Source organism: Enterococcus salsurae, from assembly GCF_054784955.1.
On sequence record NZ_BAAHWY010000001.1, the window covers coordinates 433780 to 455227 of the forward strand.

A 21448-nucleotide genomic window follows, 5' to 3' on the forward strand; every position below is an offset into this window, starting at 1 on the left:
TTTCGACCAATTTAAAAGCATTCCTGACTGCCATTGAATAAATTTCACAATCTCAAACAAAGATTCAGCAAGAATACATCCCGCAAATCACCCCTCATGGTATACTAGAAAAAAAGTAGGAAAGGAACATTCTATGACTAAAAAAAATCTGCCCCTCCCTCCATCGCTTCCGACACTCATTCCAAGTGATTTTTATCTTGAAGAGGAAAAAATATTCGAAGGGGCGTTTCTTGAAGACGCTGACTGCAGTTATGACACGTGCAAAAATTTGCTTTTAAAGCAATGCCAACTCAAAAAAATCACCCTGCAAAAAACCCGACTTGAACAATGGGAATGTCAACATGTCGTGTTTGAGCAGTGTGATTTTTCGAATCTTGAATGTTACGGCGCTAGTTTTCATCGGGTGGTCTTTAAGCAATGCAAATTGACTGGCACCAATTTTGCGGACAGTTACTTTCGCGATTGTACCTTTATCGATTGCACCGCCAACTTCTCTTCCTTTAGCAATACCAATATACGCACCATGCTAATCGATCATTGTCAGTGCAACGATAGTGAATTTACAGAAGTCGATTGGAAGCACCTGACCCTAGAGGAAAACCAGCTGAACAACAGCAATTGGTTCCATACAAAATTGGCTTCATTAGATTTCAGAAGCAATCACTTTGAGAAAATCGCCCTCTCCATGGCGCAGCTGAAAGGACTTGTCGTTGATCAAGAACAAGCCTTGATCATTGCCGCAGGTTTGGGTTTAGTCATCGATTAGCGAATGCGCCGCCAAAGGGCTACTAGCATCCAAATCGACAACACCAAACTGATCAGCAAAGCGATCCCCCAGCCAAATACAGAATTGGTAAAGGGCAAAGGTACGTTCATACCGAAGAAGCTAGTGACGATCGACGGTACGGTCAACAACAAGGACCAAACTGTCAAAAATTTCATGGTATCGTTCAAGTTATTGTTCAACAAGTTGTTGTACGTGCCTGACAGCTGTTCCAAAATCTGAAAAGCCAGCTGCGTCATTTCCACCGCTTGCTTGGCTTCGATCAGTGCATCATCCAATTGCTCTTTTTCGTCAGCATCCATCAAGCGGTATATCGATAAGGCTTTGATTTGTTCCAACAATACTGCATTTTGTTTAGAAGCAGACACCAAAAAGACAAGCCCCACTTCTAAGTCGGACATCTGCAATAGATTCTTGTTCGTTGTTTTTTCGCGTAGTCTTTGATTGAGTCGAATACGGTCACTGTTGACTTCTTCCACCAGCGGGAAGAACGTCCCTGATATCAAAAATAGACTTTGAAACAAAAAGTGGATGGGTGTTTGCATCGGTGATTGCATGATCAGACGTTCCATCATTGGAATCACATACTGTGTATGCTGTGAAGAGAAGGTAAACAATTGCTGTTTTTTCAAAATAAAGGTTATCGGACTTGTTTCAAAGTGATTGTCCCGTTTGTCTTGCTGCGGGACATTGTACACCACCAACAAGGCAGCTTCATCCGTATCATACTCCACCCGTGCGCGTTCATTTTTGTCCAATGAATAGGTCAGCATCTCATCTGACAAACGGTATTCTTTTTGTAAAGCAGTAATACTCGTGGCATCTTGTTGGTCCACTTGGATCCATTCGTAGTTGCCATCATTGAATAAATGTTTCTTTTCCAAAGCGTTCCCTCCAGTCTTCCTTTCTATTATAAAAGAAAAAAAGCCCAAAGCCCACTTATAAGCGGTCTTTGGGTCAATCGATCAATTAGCGTACGCCTTTCAATGCGTCTTCCACCATGGTCAACACGGCTTGTGCAGCTTCCGGATCTTCGACAAAATTGAAACGGTCGCCGTCGATTTGAATTTTGGGACTCTCGTTATAGTCCGCATACCATTGATCATAGCGTTTATTCAATTCTTCATAGTAATCGTACAATGTTGGATCAAAGGTCAACTGCTCGTACTCACGGCCGCGTTTTTGGATCCGTTCTAGCATCGTGTCAAAAGATACTCGGATATGTACCAATAGATCAGGATGTTTTTTGTAGGCCGCATAGGGTAATTCTTCCAACATGTTGGCCAATAATTCGTCATAGACTTTGACTTCTGTATCAGTTGCTCGTCCCAAATCAGCATTTAAATGGAACAATAACGAATCTTCGTAAATCGAACGATCCAGCACATTGTTGTCGTCTGTCATGGCTTTCTTGATACTATCAAATCGTTTATTCAAAAAATATATTTGCAGTAAAAACGCATATTTATTTGGATCTGCATAAAATAATGGCAGCACTTCATTGTCATCGATCGATTCATAAAAGGCTTCACTGCCTAAATGATTGGCAATCAATGCTGTTAAACTTGATTTGCCGGCACCAATCGTTCCTGCTAATACGATCACGCTCATATCCCCCAACTCACTTACACTAAATATTGTATGTTTCTTTTGCGATATCAACTATACAACACTATATCTTGTACCGTCAACTAAAATTAATGAAGCATACATCAAGTTTTTTTTCAATAAAAGTTTAAAGATTTTTGCTTTTTTTGCAAATCTCTGTCGGAATGCTTAACGAATCAGTCATCTTCTAGTAGAATAGGAAAGGATCTTTCATTCAATTTAATTTTTGTCAGTCGTTTTTTACGATAATGATAGTTAAAAAAAGATATAGGTGGGCTACGCTCCCTAAAGAAATGAGGAAAAACATGTCAGTCGGTAGTGGCATAGCTACGGGTAAAATCATCTTGATGGGGGAACATGCTGTTGTCTATGGAGAACCAGCGATTGCCTTCCCTTTTTCGGGGGCAAAAGTCCAAGTCGAAATCATCGATAGTACAACCAATACATTGATTTCAAGCTATTTTCATGGTTCGTTATCGGATGCCCCTCCACATATGAAGAATGTCAAAACATTGTTACTGCGGTTGCAGCAGGATTTTCAGACGGCGCCGTTTCAAACGACGATCGTCAGCACCATCCCTTCTGAACGAGGAATGGGATCGAGTGCAGCAGTAGCGGTTGCTTTGACCCGGGCTTTTTTTGATTGGATCGGTCATGCGTATACCAAAGAAGAATTAATGGTCTATGTTGATTTTTCTGAGAAAATCGCCCATGGCAATCCGAGCGGCATTGATGCAGCCGCAGCCAGCGGACACGATGCGATCTATTTTATCAAAGGTCAGCCAATCACTTCTTTCCCCTTAACGATCGATGGCTACTTATTGGTCGCAGATACCGGAATCAAAGGACAGACCCGTGAAGCAGTCAAAAGTGTGGCACATCTTTTCGATACAGAACCCACGGTAGCTAGTCAAGCGATCCAGCAGTTGGGACAGGAAACAAAGGCAGCCAAGCAAGCTGTGATCAACAATCAGCTAACTGCCCTAGGTCAGGCTATGGATCATGCCCATCAGGCGTTGCAACAATTGGGCGTCAGCAATGATCGCCTGGATCATTTAGTCGCCACTGCAAGACAGCAGGGTGCCTATGGTGCCAAATTGACCGGTGGCGGTCGCGGCGGTTGTTTGATCGTCTTGACCGATACCAGAGAAAAGGCTGAAACGATCAGCCATATTTTATTGTCCGAAGGCGCCCGTGCGGCTTGGATACAAGGATTAGGAGTTTATGAACATGTATAAAGGGAAAGCACGTGCCTATACGAATATCGCGTTGATCAAGTATTGGGGCAAAAAAGATGAAGCACTGATTTTACCGATGAACAATAGTCTGTCTCTCACGTTAGATGCGTTTTATACAGAAACATCTATCACGTTTGCAGAAGACTTCGCAGAGGACCGATTTTTCTTAGATGGCATAGAACAATCTGCAGCAGCTACCAAAAAAATCAGCGCATTCTTAGATATGATCCGTTCCGAAGCAGACTGTCCGCTCTATGCCTCCATCGACAGCCGCAACTTCGTGCCGACAGCTGCTGGTTTGGCCTCTTCTGCAAGTGGGTTAGCTGCTTTAGCAGGCGCTTGTAACGAGGCTTTGAACATGCAGCTTTCAGTGGAGGAACTATCCCGTTTGGCACGGAAAGGATCTGGATCCGCCTGCCGCAGTATATATGGCGGCTTTGCTGAGTGGCAGCAAGGAACAGATGACACCTCTTACGCTTTGCAAGTAGCATCAGATAATTGGGAAAATGACTTGAGCATGATTTTCATCTTGATCAATGACCAAGAAAAGGAAGTCTCCAGCCGCGATGGGATGCGCCGGACGGTGGAAACATCTAGTTTTTATGATGGTTGGCTGACCGCTGCAGCAAAAGACTTGGTAACGATCAAACAAGCGATTGCTGACAAAGATTTTGCTGCTTTGGGCGCTGTCACCGAGTCCAATGCGTTGAAAATGCATGGGACGACCTTAGCTGCCCAGCCGCCTTTCACATACTGGTCGCCAGAATCGCTGCGAGCGATGGATTGCGTCCGACACATACGCCAACAAGGTCTGCCTTGTTACTTTACGATGGATGCTGGACCAAATGTCAAAGTCTTGTGCCAAAAGCGAGACGAACAAGCGATTTTAGACGCACTGCAAGCAAGCTTCACACCAGAACAGCTGGTATTGGCGCACGCTGGTTCTGGACTGACTGCATTACCCTTAGAGAATGACGTACCAAAAATGAGCAAATAGGAGTGTCGACATGATTGAACTATCTGTCCCGGGAAAATTATTTATTGCAGGTGAATATGCGGTGGTTGAGCCTGGTCACCCCGCGATTATCGTAGCCGTTGACCAATTTATCAATATCACGATCGAGCAAGCCAAGAAAAACGGCAGTATCCAATCTGCTCAATATAGTGACTTGCCTATCCGTTGGACTAGGCGTAAAGGAGAACTTGTTTTAGATCACCGTGACAATCCTTTCCATTATATTTTGGCCGCTATTCGCTTAACAGAAAAGTACGCACGAGAAAAAGGGACTACTTTGTCCTTTTATGATTTAAAAGTGACCAGTGAATTGGATAATTCCAATGGCCGGAAATATGGTCTAGGTTCTAGTGGTGCAGTGACGGTGGCCACCGTCAAAGCATTGAACTTGTTTTATCAGTTGAACATGGATCGATTGACACAATTCAAAATTGCCGCTTTGGCTCATTTAGCGATACAAGGCAATGGCTCTTGCGGTGACATCGCGGCCTCATGTTATGGCGGCTGGTTGGCATTTTCGACCTTTGACCATGACTGGGTCTTGACGCAGCAGAAACAACGCTCGCTGACTGATTTGTTGGCAGCGGACTGGCCAGGATTGTCGATTCGCCCGCTCACCGTACCGAAAACATTGCGATTGCTGATTGGTTGGACAGGCTCTCCCGCTTCTACTTCTGATTTAGTCGATCAAGTGTATCAATCAAAAGAAGCCAAGGAAACTGCCTATGCTGATTTTCTCAATGCCAGCAAATCTTGTGTCAATCGGTTGATCGATGGCTTCTTGAATGAAGATAGCCGAACAATCAAAAAAATGATCACTGAAAACCGCAAGTTATTGGTGGGATTATCTGCCTTGACTGGTGTGTTGATCGAAACCCCCGCCCTCAAAAAACTATGCGACTTAGCAGAAACCTATCGCGGTGCAGCCAAGTCTTCTGGTGCAGGCGGTGGTGACTGCGGAATCGTGATCGTCGATCAAAAAACGGGGATTTTACCTTTGATGAGCGCCTGGGAAAAAGCGGCTATCATACCGTTGCCATTACATGTCTACCACTATCGGGAGGATCAAGTATGAATCGAAAAGATGAACACGTATCTTTAGCCAAAGCGTTTCACAAAGATCGCAGCAATGACTTTGATGCGGTTCAGCTTGTCCATCATTCCTTTCCGGGAGTAGATGTTGACCAAGTGACCCTCGCAACCACATTATTCGACCGCTCCTTCACCAGCCCTTTTTTTATCAACGCCATGACTGGCGGCAGTCCAAAAACCAAAGAGATCAATCGCGATTTGGCGGAGATTGCTCAAGCGTGCGACTTGATGATGGCGACAGGCTCAGTATCAGCGGCGCTGAAAGATTCATCTGTTTCTGACACATTCACCGTCGTCAGAGAGACTTTTCCCACTGGCTTTTTGCTTGCCAATATCGGTGCTGGCAGCCCTGTTGAGAATGCGCAGCGGGCAATTGATTTGTTTCAAGCAGATGCCTTGCAGATCCACCTGAATGCCCCCCAAGAATTGGTCATGCCTGAAGGGGATCGTGACTTCCGCCAATGGTTGACCTTATTAGAAAAAACCGTTGCCCAGGTCAATGTCCCTGTGATCGTGAAAGAAGTCGGTTTCGGCATGTCGCGGGAAACCATTCAGCAGTTGCTGGATATTGGCGTTGAAACCATTGATGTTGCAGGCAGTGGCGGTACAAGTTTTACGCAAATCGAAAATGCCCGTCGCAAAAAGCGCGAAATGGCTTATCTCGATCATTTTGGTCAATCTACGGTCATCTCCTTATTGGAATCAAATGAAGTCAAACAAGCATTCACCCGCATCGCGTCGGGAGGGATACGAGATGCCTTCGATATTTTCAAAGCCCTCTGCCTCGGCGCCAAAAGCGTTGGTTTATCTGGTACGATACTGAACCTTCTATTGACCAAAGGCAAAGAGGAAACGATTGCCACCATTCAATCTTGGCAAGCAGAATTGACCTTGCTTTATGCCATGGTTGGGCAGTCCCAGACCAGTGACTTGACGAATGTGCCTTTGGTATTTAGCGGACCTGTCAAAGACTGGTGCGAAGCAAGACGTATTCCTTTAACCACTTATAGTTTCCGTTGATCCATCCTATCTTTACGAAGAACGTCTGATTCTCCTTGAGTCAGACGTTCTTTTTTCTGGCCTTTCAGCCAACGATAGCTTTGATAATCACTTTCATTATCAAGTAGCCTATTTTTTTACAATCAAAATGCCCAATATGCTATGCTGAAGATAAAGCAGACAGTGCTCAAAAAAAGAAGGAGGCGTTCTGATGCTTAAATCAACCAGTTCAGCCATGATATCTACCCTAATTTGCCTTATTCTCATGATTGTAGGCACTGCTTTATCCTATCTTGCCTTGCCTTTCAGTGAAGCGGCCTATGGATTGGCGATTCTTGCCGGTGGTTGGAAACAAACATGGGCAGGGATCAAGGAGTTGTGGACAGATAAATCACTCAATGTTGATTTGTTGATGGCGTTAGCTGCAATTGGTGCCTGTACCATTGGTCACTGGTTCGAAGGTGCCATGTTGACTTTTATTTTTTGCCTGAGTGGTGCACTGGAAGAATATACCACCAACAAAAGCACCCGTGAAATCAGTTCCTTGATGGCTTTGAAACCCACCACTGCACAGCGTGTGCTGTCAGATGGGCAACTGAAAGAAGTAGCCGTCGAAGAATTGACTATGCATGATACAATCATGGTAGCCAAAGGCACTGCTATTCCTATTGATGGACAAATCATCCATGGTATCAGCACTGTCGATGAAGCAGCCCTCAGCGGTGAATCATTGCCCGTAGATAAGCAACAGGGAGATACAGTCTATGGTGGAACGATCAATTTAGGGCAGCCGTTATTGATCACTGTCACCCACACGAGTGAACAGACACGTTTTGCCAAGATCATTCAACTTGTCGAAGAAGCCCAGCAACTCCCTAGCCAAACCGCTACACTCATTGAAAAAATCGAAAAGATTTATGTGCCCATCGTCATGGGTATGGTGCCATTGATGATCATCTTGAGCACGTTATATACGGATTGGGGATTTCAAGAAAGTTTTTATCGCGGTATGGTATTACTCGTTGTTGCCTCACCTTGTGCATTGGTGGCTTCAGCTACACCCGCAACGCTGGCCGCAATCTCCCACGCTGCCCGGATCGGTGTCCTTTGCAAAGGTGGGCAAGCATTAGATACTTTCGCCCACATGAAGGCGATCGCTTTTGATAAAACTGGCACTTTGACCAATGGTCAACCTGTTGTTTCAGATGTTGCTTTTTTTGAGGACATCCCCGATCTGCCTCGTTTGATCGTAGGCATGGAGGCACAATCTGCACATCCATTAGCAGAAGCAATCAAAAGGTTTTACGCCGACACGGAGCCATTACCAATGAAAGTGAATGAACACGCAGGAGTTGGATTGACTGCAGACGTTCAAGACCACCATTGGCAAATAGGCAAAGAAGCCACTACAGCCGATTTATCCCCGCAGCAAACGGCGCAACTGGATCAATTAAAAGCCCAAGGAAAAACGATGATCTATATCAACCGAGATGGGAAACTTGTTGGCTATTTGGCATTATTAGATCAACCCCGGACAGATGCCCAGGCATGCATCCGTTATTTCTGTAAACTTGGTATCCACACAACCATGCTGACAGGCGATCATCAAGGCACTGCCCAACGTGTGGCCGCAGAAATCGGCATAGATGACTATCTCAGTGACTGTCTGCCCGATGAAAAAACGACGGCCATCAAGACATTGAAAGCGCGGTATCAAGTCAATGCCATGATCGGCGATGGCATCAATGATGCCCCTGCACTTGCCACAGCTAGTCTGGGTATCGCTATGGGAGAAGGAACAGATGTGGCCATGGATGTCGCTGATATCGTGTTGATGAAAAATGATCTGTTGCGTTTAGTCGACTGTCATCGTTTAGCCCTTAAATTACAGCGGATCATCAAACAGAACATTCTTTTTTCCATTGGCGTGATCCTTCTATTGATCGCCTCGAACTTCTTACGTTTCTTGTCACTGCCCCTCGGTGTGATTGGTCATGAAGGCAGTACGATCCTAGTGATCCTCAATGGCTTGCGGCTGTTGATTCCCCTCAAAAAAAGAGCAGCATCTACCGACCCCTCACTGTGATGATTGCGTCTTATATCAAAAAATGCAGCACATCTAAAAAACGGATGTGCTGCATTTCTTTTATTTACTTTGTTTAAGCCCTTCTTGCTCCGCAAACAATTTGCCATCATACATTTTGAAGAAGGGGTAATAACAGACAATCGATACACCCAAATTGATCAACGCGATCAATACGGCGCGAAAATCGCCGCCAGTACCTAAGAAAGCCCCAATACCAAGGGGAGAGATCCAAGGGATACCAGTGATGATTTTGCTGACAAAGCCAACGGATGACGCAAAGTACGCAATGGATGCCGTAATCATGGGCGTCACAATAAACGGGATGATCAAGTATGGGTTATAGACGATCGGTGCCCCGAAGATCACCGGTTCATTGATATTAAATAATCCTGGTAAAATGGCTGCTTTCCCCAATACTTTCAATTGCTGCGATTTGGCGACAAAAAGCATCAGTAAAACCAAGCCCAATGTACTACCAGCTCCGCCAATAAAGATATACATATTCACGAAATCCCCAGCAAAAATATTGTTTGCCCCATCAATGTTTTCCGTCAAGGCAACCAATAAAATCGGGTTGATAAAACTATTCTTGATCACTGCCGTTCCATGAACACCGACTGCCCATAATAGATGGATCAGCAACATGATCACCATGATCCCTAACCATGACCCCGTCAAATCTTTCACAAATTCAAACGGTTTTGAGAGCAAGCCATGCAGATCCGTATGGAACAAAGCTAAGATGCCATTGATGATCACCATCAAAAAGGCAATCAAGATTGCCGGGATCAATGAAGCAAATGCCTTGCTGACACCATCCGGCACGCCCTCAGGCATTTGGATCGTGATATTGTGTTTGACACACAAGCGATAGACGGTTGTTGCCAAAACAGCGGTAATGATACCGATAAAAATCCCAACGCCGCTAAAACGCGTGATCCAACCGCCAACAGCGATGCCATTATACACAATGGCTGTATCACTTTCAGTTTGTAGCAATTGCGCTGCCCCGTCTGTGATATCCACTTGAATGATCGTCATCAAGAACGCGTACAAGCCCAGGATCGCCCCGACAAAGCTGCTGACACCCAGCTTATCCTCTTTACGATAGATCTCAGTCAAGTAATAGCCCGTTGCCAAGCAATAAAAGACCGCAATCGAGCCAATCGACATCGTTGTTGCCACCGTATACAAAGGGGAAAATTTCAAAATCGTTCCTTCAAAAAAACCAGCTAACGGTGGGATGATCTGGGGCAGATTATTGATAATCAAAAAGATAGAACCCACGATCGTAAATGGCACCGTAATAATACCGGCTTGCATGATCGCCCGGATAAAGCGTAGATTCGCCACTTTATTCAAAGGCGGCATCAGGCGTGTTTCTAAAAAACCAAAGACACTATTCATTTTTTACTCCTCCAACCAAGGGCTCACCCTTCTTTGATTAATGTTTGATACCAATAAAAACTATCTTTCCGATACCGTTTTTGTGCCTTCTCGTCATCATCTGTCCGATCGACATAAATAAACCCATAGCGCTTCTTGATCCCTTCGTGGACACTGATCAAATCAATTGCCGACCAAGGACTATAACCAATCAGTTCTACGCCAGCATTGATCGCTGCCAAGCATTGCGCTGTATGCTGTGCCAAATAGTCGATACGATAATCATCATGGATTTTTTCGTCCGCTGTTAATTGATCCTCCGCACCTAACCCATTTTCAGTAATGATAATAGGCAAATGATAGCGGTCATATAGCGTCTGCAGCGTGGTTTTCAACCCTAACGGATCAATCGTCCAATTAAAGGCATTCTTTTTTAAATACGTATTGGTGAACCCTTTATAGAATCCGCGTTCCATGATATCTTCACTTTGCTGATCGCTGATGCCATTTTTCATATCCCCAGTTGTCGTCGGTTGTTCTACAGTCACTGTCGTATAAAAGTTCATCGCCACAAAATCAGGCAAAGCTGTTTTCATCAGTACTTCATCTTCAGGCGCAAACGTGACAGTAATCTGATTTTGTTGAAGATAATCCTTAAAAACAGCATTGTAACGACCAAAACACGCAAAATCTAGATAAGCCCAATTACGAACACTATTGAAATATAGGGCGGCTTGATTGTCTTCCGGTTTACTCGTTGCCGGATAGACCAATGAAATATTCGGCACTGGCCCAATTTTTCCGCCAGGAACCAATGCATGACACCGGTCAAAGGCATATTTTTCAGCCATCATCAAATGATGGAACTGCTGATATTTTTCCTGCAAAGGAATCTCTTTACCTAAAATCTTGCGATCTACCAACAGCATGATATTGGGTTCATTGATCGTTAACCAATGGGTCACACGATCACCGTATGCTGTAAACAACGTTTCGGCATATTCTTTGAAGGCTGTCACTGTTTCTCGATTCGTCCAACCACCTTCATCTTCTAAAGCTTGCGGCAAATCAAAATGGCTCAAAGTGATATACGGCTGGATATCATACTTCAGCAGTTCATCGATCACATCACTATAGTGATCGAGCCCTTGTTGATTGATGGTCCCACGGCCATTGGGAAAGATCCGTGTCCAAGCAATCGAAAAACGAAAGATCTTGATCCCCATTTCAGCGAGCAATGCAATATCTTCTTTGTAGTGATGATAATGGTCAACTGCTACGGTAAAGTCAGCAATCTCATGGTTATCTCGGGGACGGGTATCTTGGACACTAAGTCCCTTCCCATCAGTTGCATAGGCACCTTCTGTTTGATGGGCAGAAATCGATGCCCCCCATAAAAAATCTTTTGGAAATCTTTCTGTCATATCGTTCTCCTATCTCTTTTTAGTAAAGCGCTTTCTGACCCTTAGGTTAATCTTTTGCCAAGCTAATTTCAAGACATCTCCTGTAACCGTTCATGAATCTTTTTTTATGAACGGTTGCTTGACTTGATGATTTATTTTGATGCAGCTAGCGAGTCGATGACCACACCTGCCTGTGCAAAGTACGTATGAAGATATGCAGGTACTTCTCTAGGTACGATCAAATGGTCCATTGAGAACGTTCTGTCTATCATAAATCCCGGCACCTGACCCAAATGTTTCCCGTCTGTATAAATGATTTTTTTTCCTTTCGTATGATGAAGCATCGTGCGGTAAACAAACGACTCTGCCAAAGAACGGCTAGTGATTTCATGTTCATTTATCCCAACCACTTCCAAAAAGCATAGATCCGCATCAAATTTTGAAAAAGTCCATGTCGCAATATCTCCGACCAAAGCATTTGTTCCAGCTTCTAACTCGCCACCACATAAATAAATCATATCGGGGTCCTCCCTTTGTGCGATAGACAACGCCTGATAATCGTTTGTGATGATGGTGACATCCAATTGAACCAATGCCTCAATCAAAGCAGTTGAATGCTTGCTGGCACCGACAAAAACCGTTTGTTTCCTTTGCACAAATGATTGGCAAAATTGGATCAATCCAGCTGTTTCTATTGAAGATGACTGTTCTTGATGGTGATATGGTTGGGGGATTTTGTTGATACGCACACCCCCATAGTATCGCTCAATCAATCGTTTTTTTTCTAAAAACAATAAGTCCCTGCGTATCGTCACCAACGACACATGAAATAAGACTGCTAACTCATTAACAGTTGCTTGTCCCCTTCTTTCAATATACTGGATCATTGCTTCTCGACGACGGTAGACACTCCCTTGACTCGCTTTCATCATAGGCTCCCTTCATAGCGAATATTTTGAATTATCTCTTATTTTATCACGTAACGCAAAGAATAAATCTGTCCCTATCTAGCGCTACCATTCAAAAAAAAATCTTTCAATCAAAAATCACAAAAAAAACAAAGCCGAATCAAATTCGACTTTGTTTCTTTGTTGTATTGAAAAACGACGTACGCTTATCTTTTATTTTTGTTCTGTTTTTTCTTCATTCAATAACGCTTTTCTTGAAAGATTGACGCGGCCTTGTTTGTCGATCTCAGTGACTTTAACTAAGATTTCATCGCCTTCTTTGACCACATCTTCGACTTTATTGACCCGTTCATTGGCCAATTGTGAGATATGGACTAAGCCGTCTTTGCCTTTGATCAAGTTGACAAATGCGCCAAATTTTTCAACGCGTACAACTTTACCAAGATAGACTTCGCCAACTTTGACTTCTTTGGTCAGTTCTTCAATGATCTTGATGGCTTTCTTGATCATTTCTGCATCAGCAGAAGCGATCGATACTTTCCCGTCTTGATCAATATCGATTTTAACACCAGTTTCTTCAATAATGCCGTTGATGGTATCGCCGCCTTTGCCGATCACATCTTTGATTTTCGCTGGTTCGATTTGAATCATTTCGATCTTCGGTGCATATTGACTTAACTCTTCACGTGGTGCAGCTAGGGTTGAAGTCAATTCATTTAAGATTTCCATACGGGCTTTTTTGGCTTGTGTTAACGCTTCGGTCAAGATTTGTTCTGTGATCCCTTGGATCTTGATATCCATTTGCAAAGCAGTGATCCCATCTTTGGTTCCCGCAACTTTAAAGTCCATGTCCCCTAAGTGGTCCTCTAAGCCTTGGATATCCGTTAAGATCGTATAGTTTTCACCATCAGAAACCAGACCCATAGCGATACCAGCTACTGGCGCTTTGATTGGCACACCAGCATCCATCAATGCCAACGTACCGGCACAAATACTTGCTTGAGAAGAAGAACCATTTGATTCTAAAACTTCTGCAACCAAACGAATTGTGTAAGGAAAGACTGTTTCATCAGGAATCACTTGCGCTAAGGCACGTTCACCTAACGCACCATGACCAATTTCACGACGACCAGGTGATCCGGCACGGCCAGTTGACCCTACTGAAAATTGTGGGAAATTGTAATGATGGATGAAACGTTTTGATTCTTCGACACCTAATCCGTCGATGATTTGATGCTCACCTAAAGGTGCCAATGTACAAGCAGATAATGCTTGTGTTTGTCCCCGTGTGAACAAGCCTGAACCATGGACGCGTGGCAATAAGCCAACTTCTGAAGCCAATGAACGGATTTCATCTAATTTTCGGCCATCAGGACGAATTTTGTCGATCGTGATCAATTCACGTACGACATCTTTTTCAAGATCTTCCGCAATCTGTTTCACTTCTTTTAAGAGCTGTGCTTCTTCTTCATGTCCAGCAAATTTTTCTGCGTAAACTTCTTTGACTGTATCTTTGACTTGGTCGATTTCATCTTCCCGTGCCAATTTCTCTTCAGTCATCACCGCAGTTTTCATTGTTTGGTAATAGCGATCGAAAATTTCTTTTTTCAGATCAGCATCCACTTGCAATAATTTGACTTCCATTTTTGGTTTGCCGACTGCAGCAACGATTTCTTCTTGGAAAGCAACCAATTCTTTGATGGCATCAAAACCAAAAAGCAATGCACCGAGCATATCTTCTTCAGAGACTTCTTTGGCACCAGATTCAACCATGTTGATGGCTTGTTTGGTTCCAGCAACTGTCAACTCGATGTCGGTTTGTTCTGCTTGTTCCACTGTTGGGTTCAAGACGTATTCGCCATTGACACGACCAACATCGACACCTGCGATTGGGCCGTCGAATGGAATATCAGAAATAGACAATGCCAAAGATGAACCAAACATTGCAGCCATTGCTGGTGTGCAATCTTGTTCCACACTCATCACGATATTCGTGACTTGAACTTCATTTCTGAAGCCATCAGCAAACATCGGACGGATTGGACGGTCGATCAAACGCGCAGTCAATGTAGCTGCTGTACTTGGGCGTCCTTCCCGCTTGATAAAGCCGCCAGGAACTTTCCCTACTGCGTACATTTTTTCTTCATAGTTGATGGTTAATGGAAAAAAGTCTGTGTCTTTTGCTTCTTTAGAAGCTACAGCAGCACTTAAAACGACTGTATCACCATAACGAACCAAAACAGCGCCATTGGCTTGTTTGGCCATTTGTCCGATTTCAACTTCTAATGGGCGTCCGCCCCAAGTTGTTTTGAATACTTGTTTTTCTGTCATGTTCTGCTCCTTTGGGCTGTTCCAAGTAAGTCACTACTAAACAAATGAAAAAATCGGCATCTCATCCGCTGCTTTCATTTGGTTAGTAGGATACTGCTCACTAGGATCCAGCATGATTATTTTTGGCCATCCCTTTTGATTCACCAACTCAAAAGCGGTGGTTCATAGCAAAAAAAGTGAGATTCGGGTTGAACCTCACTTTTCCTCATTTTGATTAACGACGTAATCCTAAAGCTTGGATCAATTCGCGGTAACGTTGTACGTCTTTTTTACGTAGGTAAGCCAACAAGTTACGACGATGTCCAACTTTTTTCATTAAACCACGATATGAATGGTGGTCTTTTTTGTGCATACGTGCATGTTCGTTCAATTGGTTGATGTCTTCTGTCAAGACAGCGATTTGAACTTCTGGAGAACCAGTATCTCCTTCATGACGTGCAAATTGGTTGATTAGTTCGTTTTTGCGTTCTTTTGAAATTGCCATGTTTTTCACCTCTTCTTCTTTTTCCCCTGCGACTGAGTAAAACGTTGGTGATTCGTTGAACCAAGTAACAGGACACGTGCATTTCGCACGTTACTACTTTACTTTATTCTAGGTAAAAAAGCAAGTTAATGACCCGATTCTTTTTGCGAATAGTGAAAGCTCATACAAATCTTATGTTATACTGTTTTTAGATATTGATGTAAAGGATGTGAAAGAATGAGTGTTCTTTCCCGAATCGAGAGCATGAAAAACGAACTGTCCCTCTCTGAAAAGAAACTCTTTGTCTTTATGGAAGAAAATCCTGAAAAGGTGCCTTCCATGACTGCCAGCCAATTGGCTGAGGCGACCGGGATCAGTGCCCCTACCGTGGTACGTTTTGCCAAGAAAACTGGTTTTGCCAGTCTGACTGATTTGAAAATACAATTATCTGCCGAAACTGGTCTGCGCCAAAATCCCCACGAGAAATTGGGTTACGCAGATGTTGAATTAAACGAGCCTTTCCAAGCGATCACCTCCAAATTAAGTCATAATGCCCAGGTCACTTTGACTGAAACAGCCAATTTATTAGATGAATCCCTCATGGTAGCAGCGACCGATTTGTTGGCGACCCGTGAAAGAATCTTTGTCTGCGGGATCGGTGCTTCGTCATTGATTGCCCAGGATATCCAGCAAAAATGGACACGCTTAGGAAAAATCGTGATTTTCGAGAACGACTATAATCTGCTGCTGCCGCAACTTGTAAAATACGAGAAAAAAAGTGTGTTATGGGTGATTTCCAATAGTGGACATACCCCCGAAATGGTCCATTTGGCTGAGTTCGCCGTGGGCAAAAAAATCCCTATTATCTCTTTGACCCGCTACGGCAATAATCCTTTGTCGAAACTAGCAGATGTGCCTCTTCAAGTTTCTCGAGCCAAAGAGGCCAATCGCCGCAGTGCTGCCACCAATTCGATCATTGCCCATTTATTGGCGGTGGATGTCCTTTTCTATGTTTTTTTAAGTAAAAATGAACGTTTGGCCCGCAATATTTATGAGTCGCGGCAAGCAATCGCTGATTTTAGAACGAAATACTTGTAAGCTCGCTTTCACTGATCGTCAATCAAAAAAACTTGTTGTCAGATGACAACAAGTTTTTTTGTATATTGCAGTATTGCTTGCTATTCTTGCTTGACTTCACTTTTTGTATCCTCTTCATACAAATTAGATACTTCCTTATACCATTCAAAGACATGGGTGATGATCACCTTTGCAGCTGCATAAACAGGGATCCCTAGAATGACGCCCACCAGCCCAAACAGCTTACCAGAGGTCAACAATACCAATAGAATCGTTACAGGATGGATCGACAATTCATTCCCTAAGACAAGTGGCGAGATAAAGCGGCCTTCGATCGTCTGCTCGATCACAAAGACGATCAAGACTTTTACCAGCAAGATCGGCCCGCCAACAATGCCTAAGAAAACCGCTGGCACCATGGCCAAAAATGAGCCGAGATAAGGAATCAAGTTCAAAAAGCCGGCTGCGATACCTAAAGTGATCGCATAATCCAAACCAATCAAGCTAAAACCGATCATAAACATGATCGCTACGGCAAACGCCACTGTCAGTTGACCACGGATGTAAGACGACACTTGATCATTCATCTCTTTTAACACGACAAGTGAAGGCTGACGCATCTTCGTTGGTAAGAATTTTACAAAATAAGGCGCCAACTGCCGACCATCTTTCAACAAATAGAATAAGATGAAGGGCATTGTGATTACTGCCAATACGATCGTTGCTACGGCACCGAAGAAACTACCTAAATTCTGGATCGTACTCTTCGATAAGTTTTGAATCAAATCCGTCATTGATGTAATCAGCTTTTCATTGGACGCTTCGATTTGGTCTTGTACTTGTGAAAAGATTGGATCTGACAAAATTTCATTGACTTTATTTTCAATGATCGTTAAATAACCTGGCAGATTGTCAGCAAAACTTAAAGACTGTTCTTGGATCTTCGGAATGATCACGACAACACCCCAAACGATCAACCCAACCACCAGAATAAACAAGCCAAATATACTGTAAATACGTTTGATTCCCTTACGCTCTAAATAATCAACCGTCGGATTCATCAAATAGTACAAAATCCCTGCCAAGATAATTGGCAATCCGACAATGGCCAAAAATTGCCAAAAAGGTTCGAATAAATATGATACTTTGGTAAACATAAACAAAATCAGCAAAACCAAAAGAATGACCAATAGACTGGTCACTGCTTGATTGTTCAAAAACCATTTCCAAAACCAAGAATATGGCTTCTTATTTGTTTCTTTCATGAATAGACGGCCCCCTATTTGTAGGTCACTTTCATATCAACTGCCAAGCTCGGCACTACTGCTGGTGTTAAATAGATCGCACTAGACAATTGATTTTCTGCTGGTACTTCACCGAAAACAAACGTGACGTGTTGGATCGTTTGCAAAATTTGGTTCGCAACAGCTCCTACATATTGTACACTATAGGCTTGATCTCCAAAAAAAATTTGATCGTCTTTTTTGACAATCAACGCTTGGGAATCAGGCAAAGATTGAATCACTGAATATTCTTTTAGTGCACCACCAGCTTCTTCACCGAAGAAAATCAGCATTTTCTCTTTTTCATCGATGGCTTGCGGCCCGATTTCTTTGATGGTTCCTTGTTTCATAAGACAAACTCCCCTTTCAATTCTTCCATGATTATTATAACATAAAGAGTTTTTCTTACCGCCGAAATCCGCATAGTATGGTAGAATTAAAAAGAAATGAAAATATTAGGAGGTTATTTATGTTGCAAACGATTTATTTAGGTACGTATACGCGTCGCGAAAGTAAAGGGATTTATTCGATCGCTTTAGATACAGAGAAAGAAACATTATCTGATTTAACCTTACGGGCAGAAGAAACCAGCCCTACGTATTTGGCACGCAGTAAAAAAGAAGCGGTTTATTCCGTAACTGAAGTTGATGGTAAAGGCGGGGCTGCAGCATATACCCCTGATTTCACACTATTGAACACAGCCACTGAAGAAGGCGCGCCTTTATGTTATGTAGCTGTAGACGAAAGTCGTCAATTGCTCTATGGCGCCAATTACCATAAAGGAGAAGTCAATGTGTATAAAATTTTGGCAGACGGCAGTATCGAAGCCACTGACAGCATTTACCATGACGAACCCGTTGGCTCCCATGAAAACCAAGACAAACCGCATGTCCATTATACAGACTTAACGCCTGATCAACGTTTGGCTGTCTGTGATTTAGGAACAGACCGTGTCTACACCTACGATGTATCCGCAGAAGGCAAATTGACCGAAGTTTCAGTCTATGTAGCAGAAGATGGTACTGGTCCACGCCATTTGGTTTTCCATCCCAACAATCAATATGCATACCTTGTTGGTGAATTGGATAGTTCATTGACTGTCCTGCGATACAGCGAAGTAGATGGCAGCTTTGAAGCGATCCAAAAAGTCTCAACGATCCCTGCTGATTTCACTGATTTCAATAGTGGTGCTGCCGTACGTATTTCAACTGACGGACGCTTTGTTTACAGCTCTAACCGTGGTCATAATTCAATCGTTGTCTTTGAAGTTGCAGCAGATGGTGCCGCACTGACTTTTGTTCAATCGATTTCGACTGAAGGCGACTTCCCGCGGGACTTTGATTTAGATCCAAGCAACGGCTACCTAGTCAATGCCAATCAAAATTCTGATAACTTGACTTTATACCGTCGTGATACAGACACTGGTGTCTTGACCTTGTTGGAAAAAGACATTTATACACCTGAATGCGTCTGTGTATTATTCGAAAAATAACTCTCTGGAGGACTCCCCCATGTTTGAAAAAACGCCAAAGGAACTTGTACTAAAAGATTTCTCAAATATTTACAATAAATCCCAATCAACATATGAATTGGTCACCAGTCGGCGCTATAATGAGTCGCTGGTTTTACTGACAACAGCTGAAGCCTATGCGATCGCAGAGAAAGCGTATATTCGCTGTGACACCTTCAAAGAACTGCAAACACCTGAAGTCAAAGCCTTCTTTGATGCGTTCGAAATTTATTATTTTGAATTGAAACAAGTTCTTTTTCATGATGACGATGATTTTGTTTCTTTAAAAAATCGGTTGACCCAAACAGCTTCAGCCTATGAAGCATTGACAGCCTCATTCAATTTGCTATGATGGAAGCAAATCAAACATGAAAAGGTGAGCCCATGAATCGAGAAGACGTATTAGATCGATTGCGAGAAGAATTGGAAATGCCATTCTTTGAAGCAAAATTAGCAGACAAAGTATATACAGAAGCAGATTATCAGCAAGTCAAAGCGGATTTGATCAAGTATTTCGATGATTATGTCCGGAATGTAGAGAACTAAATCAGCGAAAAGGCACCTAAGAAGTCTTCACTTCTCAGGTGCCTTTTTTTAGGCGATCACGGTGAAATTTTGATTGGTTGCTGCTTCGATCATAGGATGTGCCTTCAAATAATCAGCAATCAGTTCGGTCATATCTACTTGGATCTCTCGAATGATTTTATCTGCAGAAAACATATCATAATTGCCCCCACCGACTGCTCGGTATTGGTTGATCACGATATCAAGGGGCTGTTCCATGCCAATCGCTGCGCCTTCGAATGCGAGCGCAGTGATCCGCTGCCCTGTTGGTTGCCGCAGATCGATGGTATACTCGATGCCTTCGTACATATCATAATTGTAATATTGCGGTTTAGGATCGATGAATGCTGGATTGAAAATGATTTGCCCTGCTTCACTCACTAAATAGTTCGCTGTTTGTTCCAATGCCGCCTTCAATTCTGCCCCCGTCACTCGGACAACGGCCAATGTATTCGGATAAATATAATTGGTGATGACATCACGCATCGTGATCGTGCTGCCAAAACCTTTTCCTTCATTATTGAACAACGCAGTACCTGAAATCTTCGCTCCGCTAGCAGCCATTTGTACTTGATTGATAAACTCGATATAAGGATGCTCTTTGATCCTGGCACCCATTGGATCTGTAATCCGCATATCGCCTTGCACTTGACCTAAAGGTTGGTCTAACCATGTATTCAGCTCCTCATTGATGGGCGCCAATAAGGCCAACGTCGCTTCATCTGGTGCTGCATCAGCCACCGGCACCAATGCTGCCTCACGTTCCACTACCCGGACACGCCCCTCATCTGTGGTTACAGTCAATTCGATTTTCCCGATGAAGCTTCCTCGGAATCCTGGCTGAACAACAGGTACACCATTGACCACACCTGCAATTTCACGGTGCTGATGGCCAGTGAATAGCGCGTCGATGCCTGAAACTTCATGGAGCAATTGATAGCCTTCATTCTCTCCTGTCAACAACTCTGTCGGTTCTCCTGTCGTCAAGTCTTTCTCAAATCCCCCATGATAGCTTATGACGACAATATCAGCTAATTCTCTTAATTTTGGGACATACACTTTTGCCGTATCCACGATTGATTGAAAGGTCATCCCTTTGATCGTTGCTGGTTGTTCCCAGTGAGGAATATATTGTGTCACCAAGCCCAAAACAGCGATCTTTACGCCTTCTTTTTCGATGATCGTATACGCTTGTCCGAAAAACGGCTCGCCGGTATCGTTGACGATATTGGCCGCCAGCACTGGACTCTGGTAGCTGCTGATGGCTTCTTTCAAGTAATCTAATCCGTAGTTGAATTCATGATTGCCTAACACATGGGCATCTACCCCAAGTTGGTTGACGGGCGCTGTCAATGCAGCGACAGGATGCTGACTTTTCGCAATATAATAACTCAATGGCGAACCTTGGATAAAGTCGCCATTTTCAATGGTGATCACCGGGCCGTTTGCTTCTGCTTTCAGCTGTTTCATTTTGGCAGCGACTTTTGCGGTACCGAATCCTTGCTCCTGGTCGTCAGAAAAGTTGGTAGGTGCGACATAACCGTGCATATCGCTTGTTTCTAAGAACGTGATTTTCATATAACTATTCTCCTCTATTCAGCTATGTACACAAAAGGATCTGTGTCTAGGTATCGCAACACCTTATGACACAAATCCTTTTGTCATCGTTTCATCAAAGCGTTTACGCTTATTATACCTTAA

20 protein-coding genes are annotated in these 21448 nt (G+C 43.4%); 10 read left to right on the forward strand and 10 right to left on the reverse strand.

All coding sequences use genetic code 11. The features are described 5' to 3' along the window. The first annotated feature begins 133 nt into the window (after positions 1 to 133). Positions 134 to 766, forward strand: a complete 633-nt coding sequence (locus ACYVRS_RS02160; RefSeq protein ID WP_461198024.1) for a pentapeptide repeat-containing protein — start codon at positions 134 to 136, stop codon at positions 764 to 766. Here ACYVRS_RS02160 and ACYVRS_RS02165 read toward each other — a convergent pair. After that, positions 763 to 1668 (reverse strand): magnesium transporter CorA family protein, encoded by a 906-nt coding sequence (locus ACYVRS_RS02165; protein ID WP_461202379.1) that lies wholly within the window; start codon positions 1666 to 1668, stop codon positions 763 to 765. The two genes, ACYVRS_RS02160 and ACYVRS_RS02165, sit on opposite strands and share 4 nt — an antisense overlap. Positions 1669 to 1753: 85 nt before the next feature. After that, complete coding sequence (locus tag ACYVRS_RS02170) at positions 1754 to 2395, reverse strand: deoxynucleoside kinase (RefSeq protein WP_082348597.1); 642 nt, start codon at positions 2393 to 2395, stop codon at positions 1754 to 1756. Between the two features lie 302 nt (positions 2396 to 2697). Here ACYVRS_RS02170 and mvk point away from each other — a divergent pair, with 302 nt between their 5' ends. The 5 genes from mvk to ACYVRS_RS02195 all read left to right on the forward strand — a co-directional run bounded on the left by mvk (position 2698) and on the right by ACYVRS_RS02195 (position 8822). Further along, positions 2698 to 3630 carry a mevalonate kinase gene (gene mvk / locus ACYVRS_RS02175; RefSeq protein WP_313537518.1) on the forward strand — a complete coding sequence of 311 codons (933 nt, stop codon included), beginning with the start codon at positions 2698 to 2700 and terminating at the stop codon, positions 3628 to 3630. Next, complete coding sequence (mvaD, locus tag ACYVRS_RS02180; RefSeq protein ID WP_313537520.1) at positions 3623 to 4627, forward strand: diphosphomevalonate decarboxylase; 1005 nt, start codon at positions 3623 to 3625, stop codon at positions 4625 to 4627. Before mvk ends, mvaD begins: the two co-directional genes overlap by 8 nt. Positions 4628 to 4637: 10 nt before the next feature. Continuing rightward, positions 4638 to 5720: a phosphomevalonate kinase gene (locus ACYVRS_RS02185; protein ID WP_054115113.1), complete on the forward strand. Its 1083-nt coding sequence runs from the start codon at positions 4638 to 4640 to the stop codon at positions 5718 to 5720. Next, positions 5717 to 6757: a type 2 isopentenyl-diphosphate Delta-isomerase gene (gene fni / locus ACYVRS_RS02190; RefSeq protein WP_461198022.1), complete on the forward strand. Its 1041-nt coding sequence runs from the start codon at positions 5717 to 5719 to the stop codon at positions 6755 to 6757. Before ACYVRS_RS02185 ends, fni begins: the two co-directional genes overlap by 4 nt. A gap of 190 nt (positions 6758 to 6947) precedes the next feature. Continuing rightward, on the forward strand, positions 6948 to 8822 hold the full coding sequence (locus ACYVRS_RS02195) for a heavy metal translocating P-type ATPase (RefSeq protein ID WP_461202381.1): 1875 nt from the start codon (positions 6948 to 6950) through the stop codon (positions 8820 to 8822). 60 nt (positions 8823 to 8882) lie between these two features. Here the strand turns inward: ACYVRS_RS02195 and celB are convergent, their stop codons facing one another. The 5 genes from celB to rpsO form a co-directional block, all read right to left on the reverse strand. Continuing rightward, positions 8883 to 10229 carry a PTS cellobiose transporter subunit IIC gene (celB, locus tag ACYVRS_RS02200; RefSeq protein WP_461198021.1) on the reverse strand — a complete coding sequence of 449 codons (1347 nt, stop codon included), beginning with the start codon at positions 10227 to 10229 and terminating at the stop codon, positions 8883 to 8885. 23 nt (positions 10230 to 10252) lie between these two features. Continuing rightward, complete coding sequence (locus tag ACYVRS_RS02205) at positions 10253 to 11632, reverse strand: glycoside hydrolase family 1 protein (RefSeq protein ID WP_461198020.1); 1380 nt, start codon at positions 11630 to 11632, stop codon at positions 10253 to 10255. Positions 11633 to 11763: 131 nt separating this feature from the next. After that, positions 11764 to 12540, reverse strand: coding sequence for a DeoR/GlpR family DNA-binding transcription regulator (locus ACYVRS_RS02210; protein WP_313537531.1), 777 nt, complete (start codon positions 12538 to 12540; stop codon positions 11764 to 11766). Positions 12541 to 12732: 192 nt separating this feature from the next. Further along, positions 12733 to 14850: a polyribonucleotide nucleotidyltransferase gene (pnp, locus tag ACYVRS_RS02215; RefSeq protein WP_313537533.1), complete on the reverse strand. Its 2118-nt coding sequence runs from the start codon at positions 14848 to 14850 to the stop codon at positions 12733 to 12735. A 214-nt stretch (positions 14851 to 15064) separates the two neighbouring features. Continuing rightward, a complete protein-coding gene (gene rpsO, locus ACYVRS_RS02220; protein ID WP_054115120.1) occupies positions 15065 to 15334 on the reverse strand; it encodes a 30S ribosomal protein S15 in 270 nt (89 codons plus the stop codon). A 216-nt stretch (positions 15335 to 15550) separates the two neighbouring features. Here rpsO and ACYVRS_RS02225 point away from each other — a divergent pair, with 216 nt between their 5' ends. Then, complete coding sequence (locus ACYVRS_RS02225; RefSeq protein WP_313537535.1) at positions 15551 to 16411, forward strand: MurR/RpiR family transcriptional regulator; 861 nt, start codon at positions 15551 to 15553, stop codon at positions 16409 to 16411. An 80-nt stretch (positions 16412 to 16491) separates the two neighbouring features. Here ACYVRS_RS02225 and ACYVRS_RS02230 read toward each other — a convergent pair whose 3' ends face one another. Together ACYVRS_RS02230 and ACYVRS_RS02235 are read right to left on the reverse strand one after the other, a co-directional pair. Then, entirely contained in the window at positions 16492 to 17655 is a 1164-nt protein-coding gene (locus ACYVRS_RS02230) for an AI-2E family transporter (protein ID WP_313537537.1), read from the reverse strand. A 14-nt stretch (positions 17656 to 17669) separates the two neighbouring features. Then, positions 17670 to 18023, reverse strand: coding sequence for a PTS glucitol/sorbitol transporter subunit IIA (locus ACYVRS_RS02235; RefSeq protein ID WP_461202384.1), 354 nt, complete (start codon positions 18021 to 18023; stop codon positions 17670 to 17672). Between the two features lie 119 nt (positions 18024 to 18142). On the opposite strand from ACYVRS_RS02235, the gene ACYVRS_RS02240 reads away from it, so the two are divergent. The 3 genes from ACYVRS_RS02240 to ACYVRS_RS02250 are packed head-to-tail and all read left to right on the forward strand — an operon-like array spanning position 18143 to position 19729. Next, positions 18143 to 19165, forward strand: a complete 1023-nt coding sequence (locus ACYVRS_RS02240; RefSeq protein ID WP_461202385.1) for a lactonase family protein — start codon at positions 18143 to 18145, stop codon at positions 19163 to 19165. Positions 19166 to 19184: 19 nt separating this feature from the next. Then, a complete protein-coding gene (locus tag ACYVRS_RS02245) occupies positions 19185 to 19535 on the forward strand; it encodes a hypothetical protein (protein ID WP_461198017.1) in 351 nt (116 codons plus the stop codon). A gap of 32 nt (positions 19536 to 19567) precedes the next feature. Next, positions 19568 to 19729, forward strand: coding sequence for a hypothetical protein (locus ACYVRS_RS02250; RefSeq protein WP_313537545.1), 162 nt, complete (start codon positions 19568 to 19570; stop codon positions 19727 to 19729). Between the two features lie 48 nt (positions 19730 to 19777). On the opposite strand, the gene ACYVRS_RS02255 is transcribed toward ACYVRS_RS02250, so the two are convergent. Continuing rightward, positions 19778 to 21325: a bifunctional metallophosphatase/5'-nucleotidase gene (locus ACYVRS_RS02255; RefSeq protein ID WP_461198016.1), complete on the reverse strand. Its 1548-nt coding sequence runs from the start codon at positions 21323 to 21325 to the stop codon at positions 19778 to 19780. Positions 21326 to 21448: the final 123 nt, after the last annotated feature.

Bases quoted from the DNA above. Each gene is read 5' to 3' on its own strand.
- ACYVRS_RS02250 (WP_313537545.1), top strand. From the start codon at position 19,568: ATGAATCGAGAAGACGTATTAGATCGATTGCGAGAAGAATTGGAAATG.
- ACYVRS_RS02170 (WP_082348597.1), bottom strand. From the start codon at position 2,395: ATGAGCGTGATCGTATTAGCAGGAACGATTGGTGCCGGCAAATCAAGT.
- mvaD (WP_313537520.1), top strand. From the start codon at position 3,623: ATGTATAAAGGGAAAGCACGTGCCTATACGAATATCGCGTTGATCAAG.
- fni (WP_461198022.1), top strand. From the start codon at position 5,717: ATGAATCGAAAAGATGAACACGTATCTTTAGCCAAAGCGTTTCACAAA.
- ACYVRS_RS02210 (WP_313537531.1), bottom strand. From the start codon at position 12,540: ATGAAAGCGAGTCAAGGGAGTGTCTACCGTCGTCGAGAAGCAATGATC.
- ACYVRS_RS02160 (WP_461198024.1), top strand. From the start codon at position 134: ATGACTAAAAAAAATCTGCCCCTCCCTCCATCGCTTCCGACACTCATT.
- rpsO (WP_054115120.1), bottom strand. From the start codon at position 15,334: ATGGCAATTTCAAAAGAACGCAAAAACGAACTAATCAACCAATTTGCA.
- ACYVRS_RS02245 (WP_461198017.1), top strand. From the start codon at position 19,185: ATGTTTGAAAAAACGCCAAAGGAACTTGTACTAAAAGATTTCTCAAAT.
- ACYVRS_RS02225 (WP_313537535.1), top strand. From the start codon at position 15,551: ATGAGTGTTCTTTCCCGAATCGAGAGCATGAAAAACGAACTGTCCCTC.
- ACYVRS_RS02255 (WP_461198016.1), bottom strand. From the start codon at position 21,325: ATGAAAATCACGTTCTTAGAAACAAGCGATATGCACGGTTATGTCGCA.
- ACYVRS_RS02230 (WP_313537537.1), bottom strand. From the start codon at position 17,655: ATGAAAGAAACAAATAAGAAGCCATATTCTTGGTTTTGGAAATGGTTT.
- pnp (WP_313537533.1), bottom strand. From the start codon at position 14,850: ATGACAGAAAAACAAGTATTCAAAACAACTTGGGGCGGACGCCCATTA.
- mvk (WP_313537518.1), top strand. From the start codon at position 2,698: ATGTCAGTCGGTAGTGGCATAGCTACGGGTAAAATCATCTTGATGGGG.
- ACYVRS_RS02205 (WP_461198020.1), bottom strand. From the start codon at position 11,632: ATGACAGAAAGATTTCCAAAAGATTTTTTATGGGGGGCATCGATTTCT.
- ACYVRS_RS02235 (WP_461202384.1), bottom strand. From the start codon at position 18,023: ATGAAACAAGGAACCATCAAAGAAATCGGGCCGCAAGCCATCGATGAA.
- ACYVRS_RS02195 (WP_461202381.1), top strand. From the start codon at position 6,948: ATGCTTAAATCAACCAGTTCAGCCATGATATCTACCCTAATTTGCCTT.
- ACYVRS_RS02240 (WP_461202385.1), top strand. From the start codon at position 18,143: ATGTTGCAAACGATTTATTTAGGTACGTATACGCGTCGCGAAAGTAAA.
- ACYVRS_RS02185 (WP_054115113.1), top strand. From the start codon at position 4,638: ATGATTGAACTATCTGTCCCGGGAAAATTATTTATTGCAGGTGAATAT.
- celB (WP_461198021.1), bottom strand. From the start codon at position 10,229: ATGAATAGTGTCTTTGGTTTTTTAGAAACACGCCTGATGCCGCCTTTG.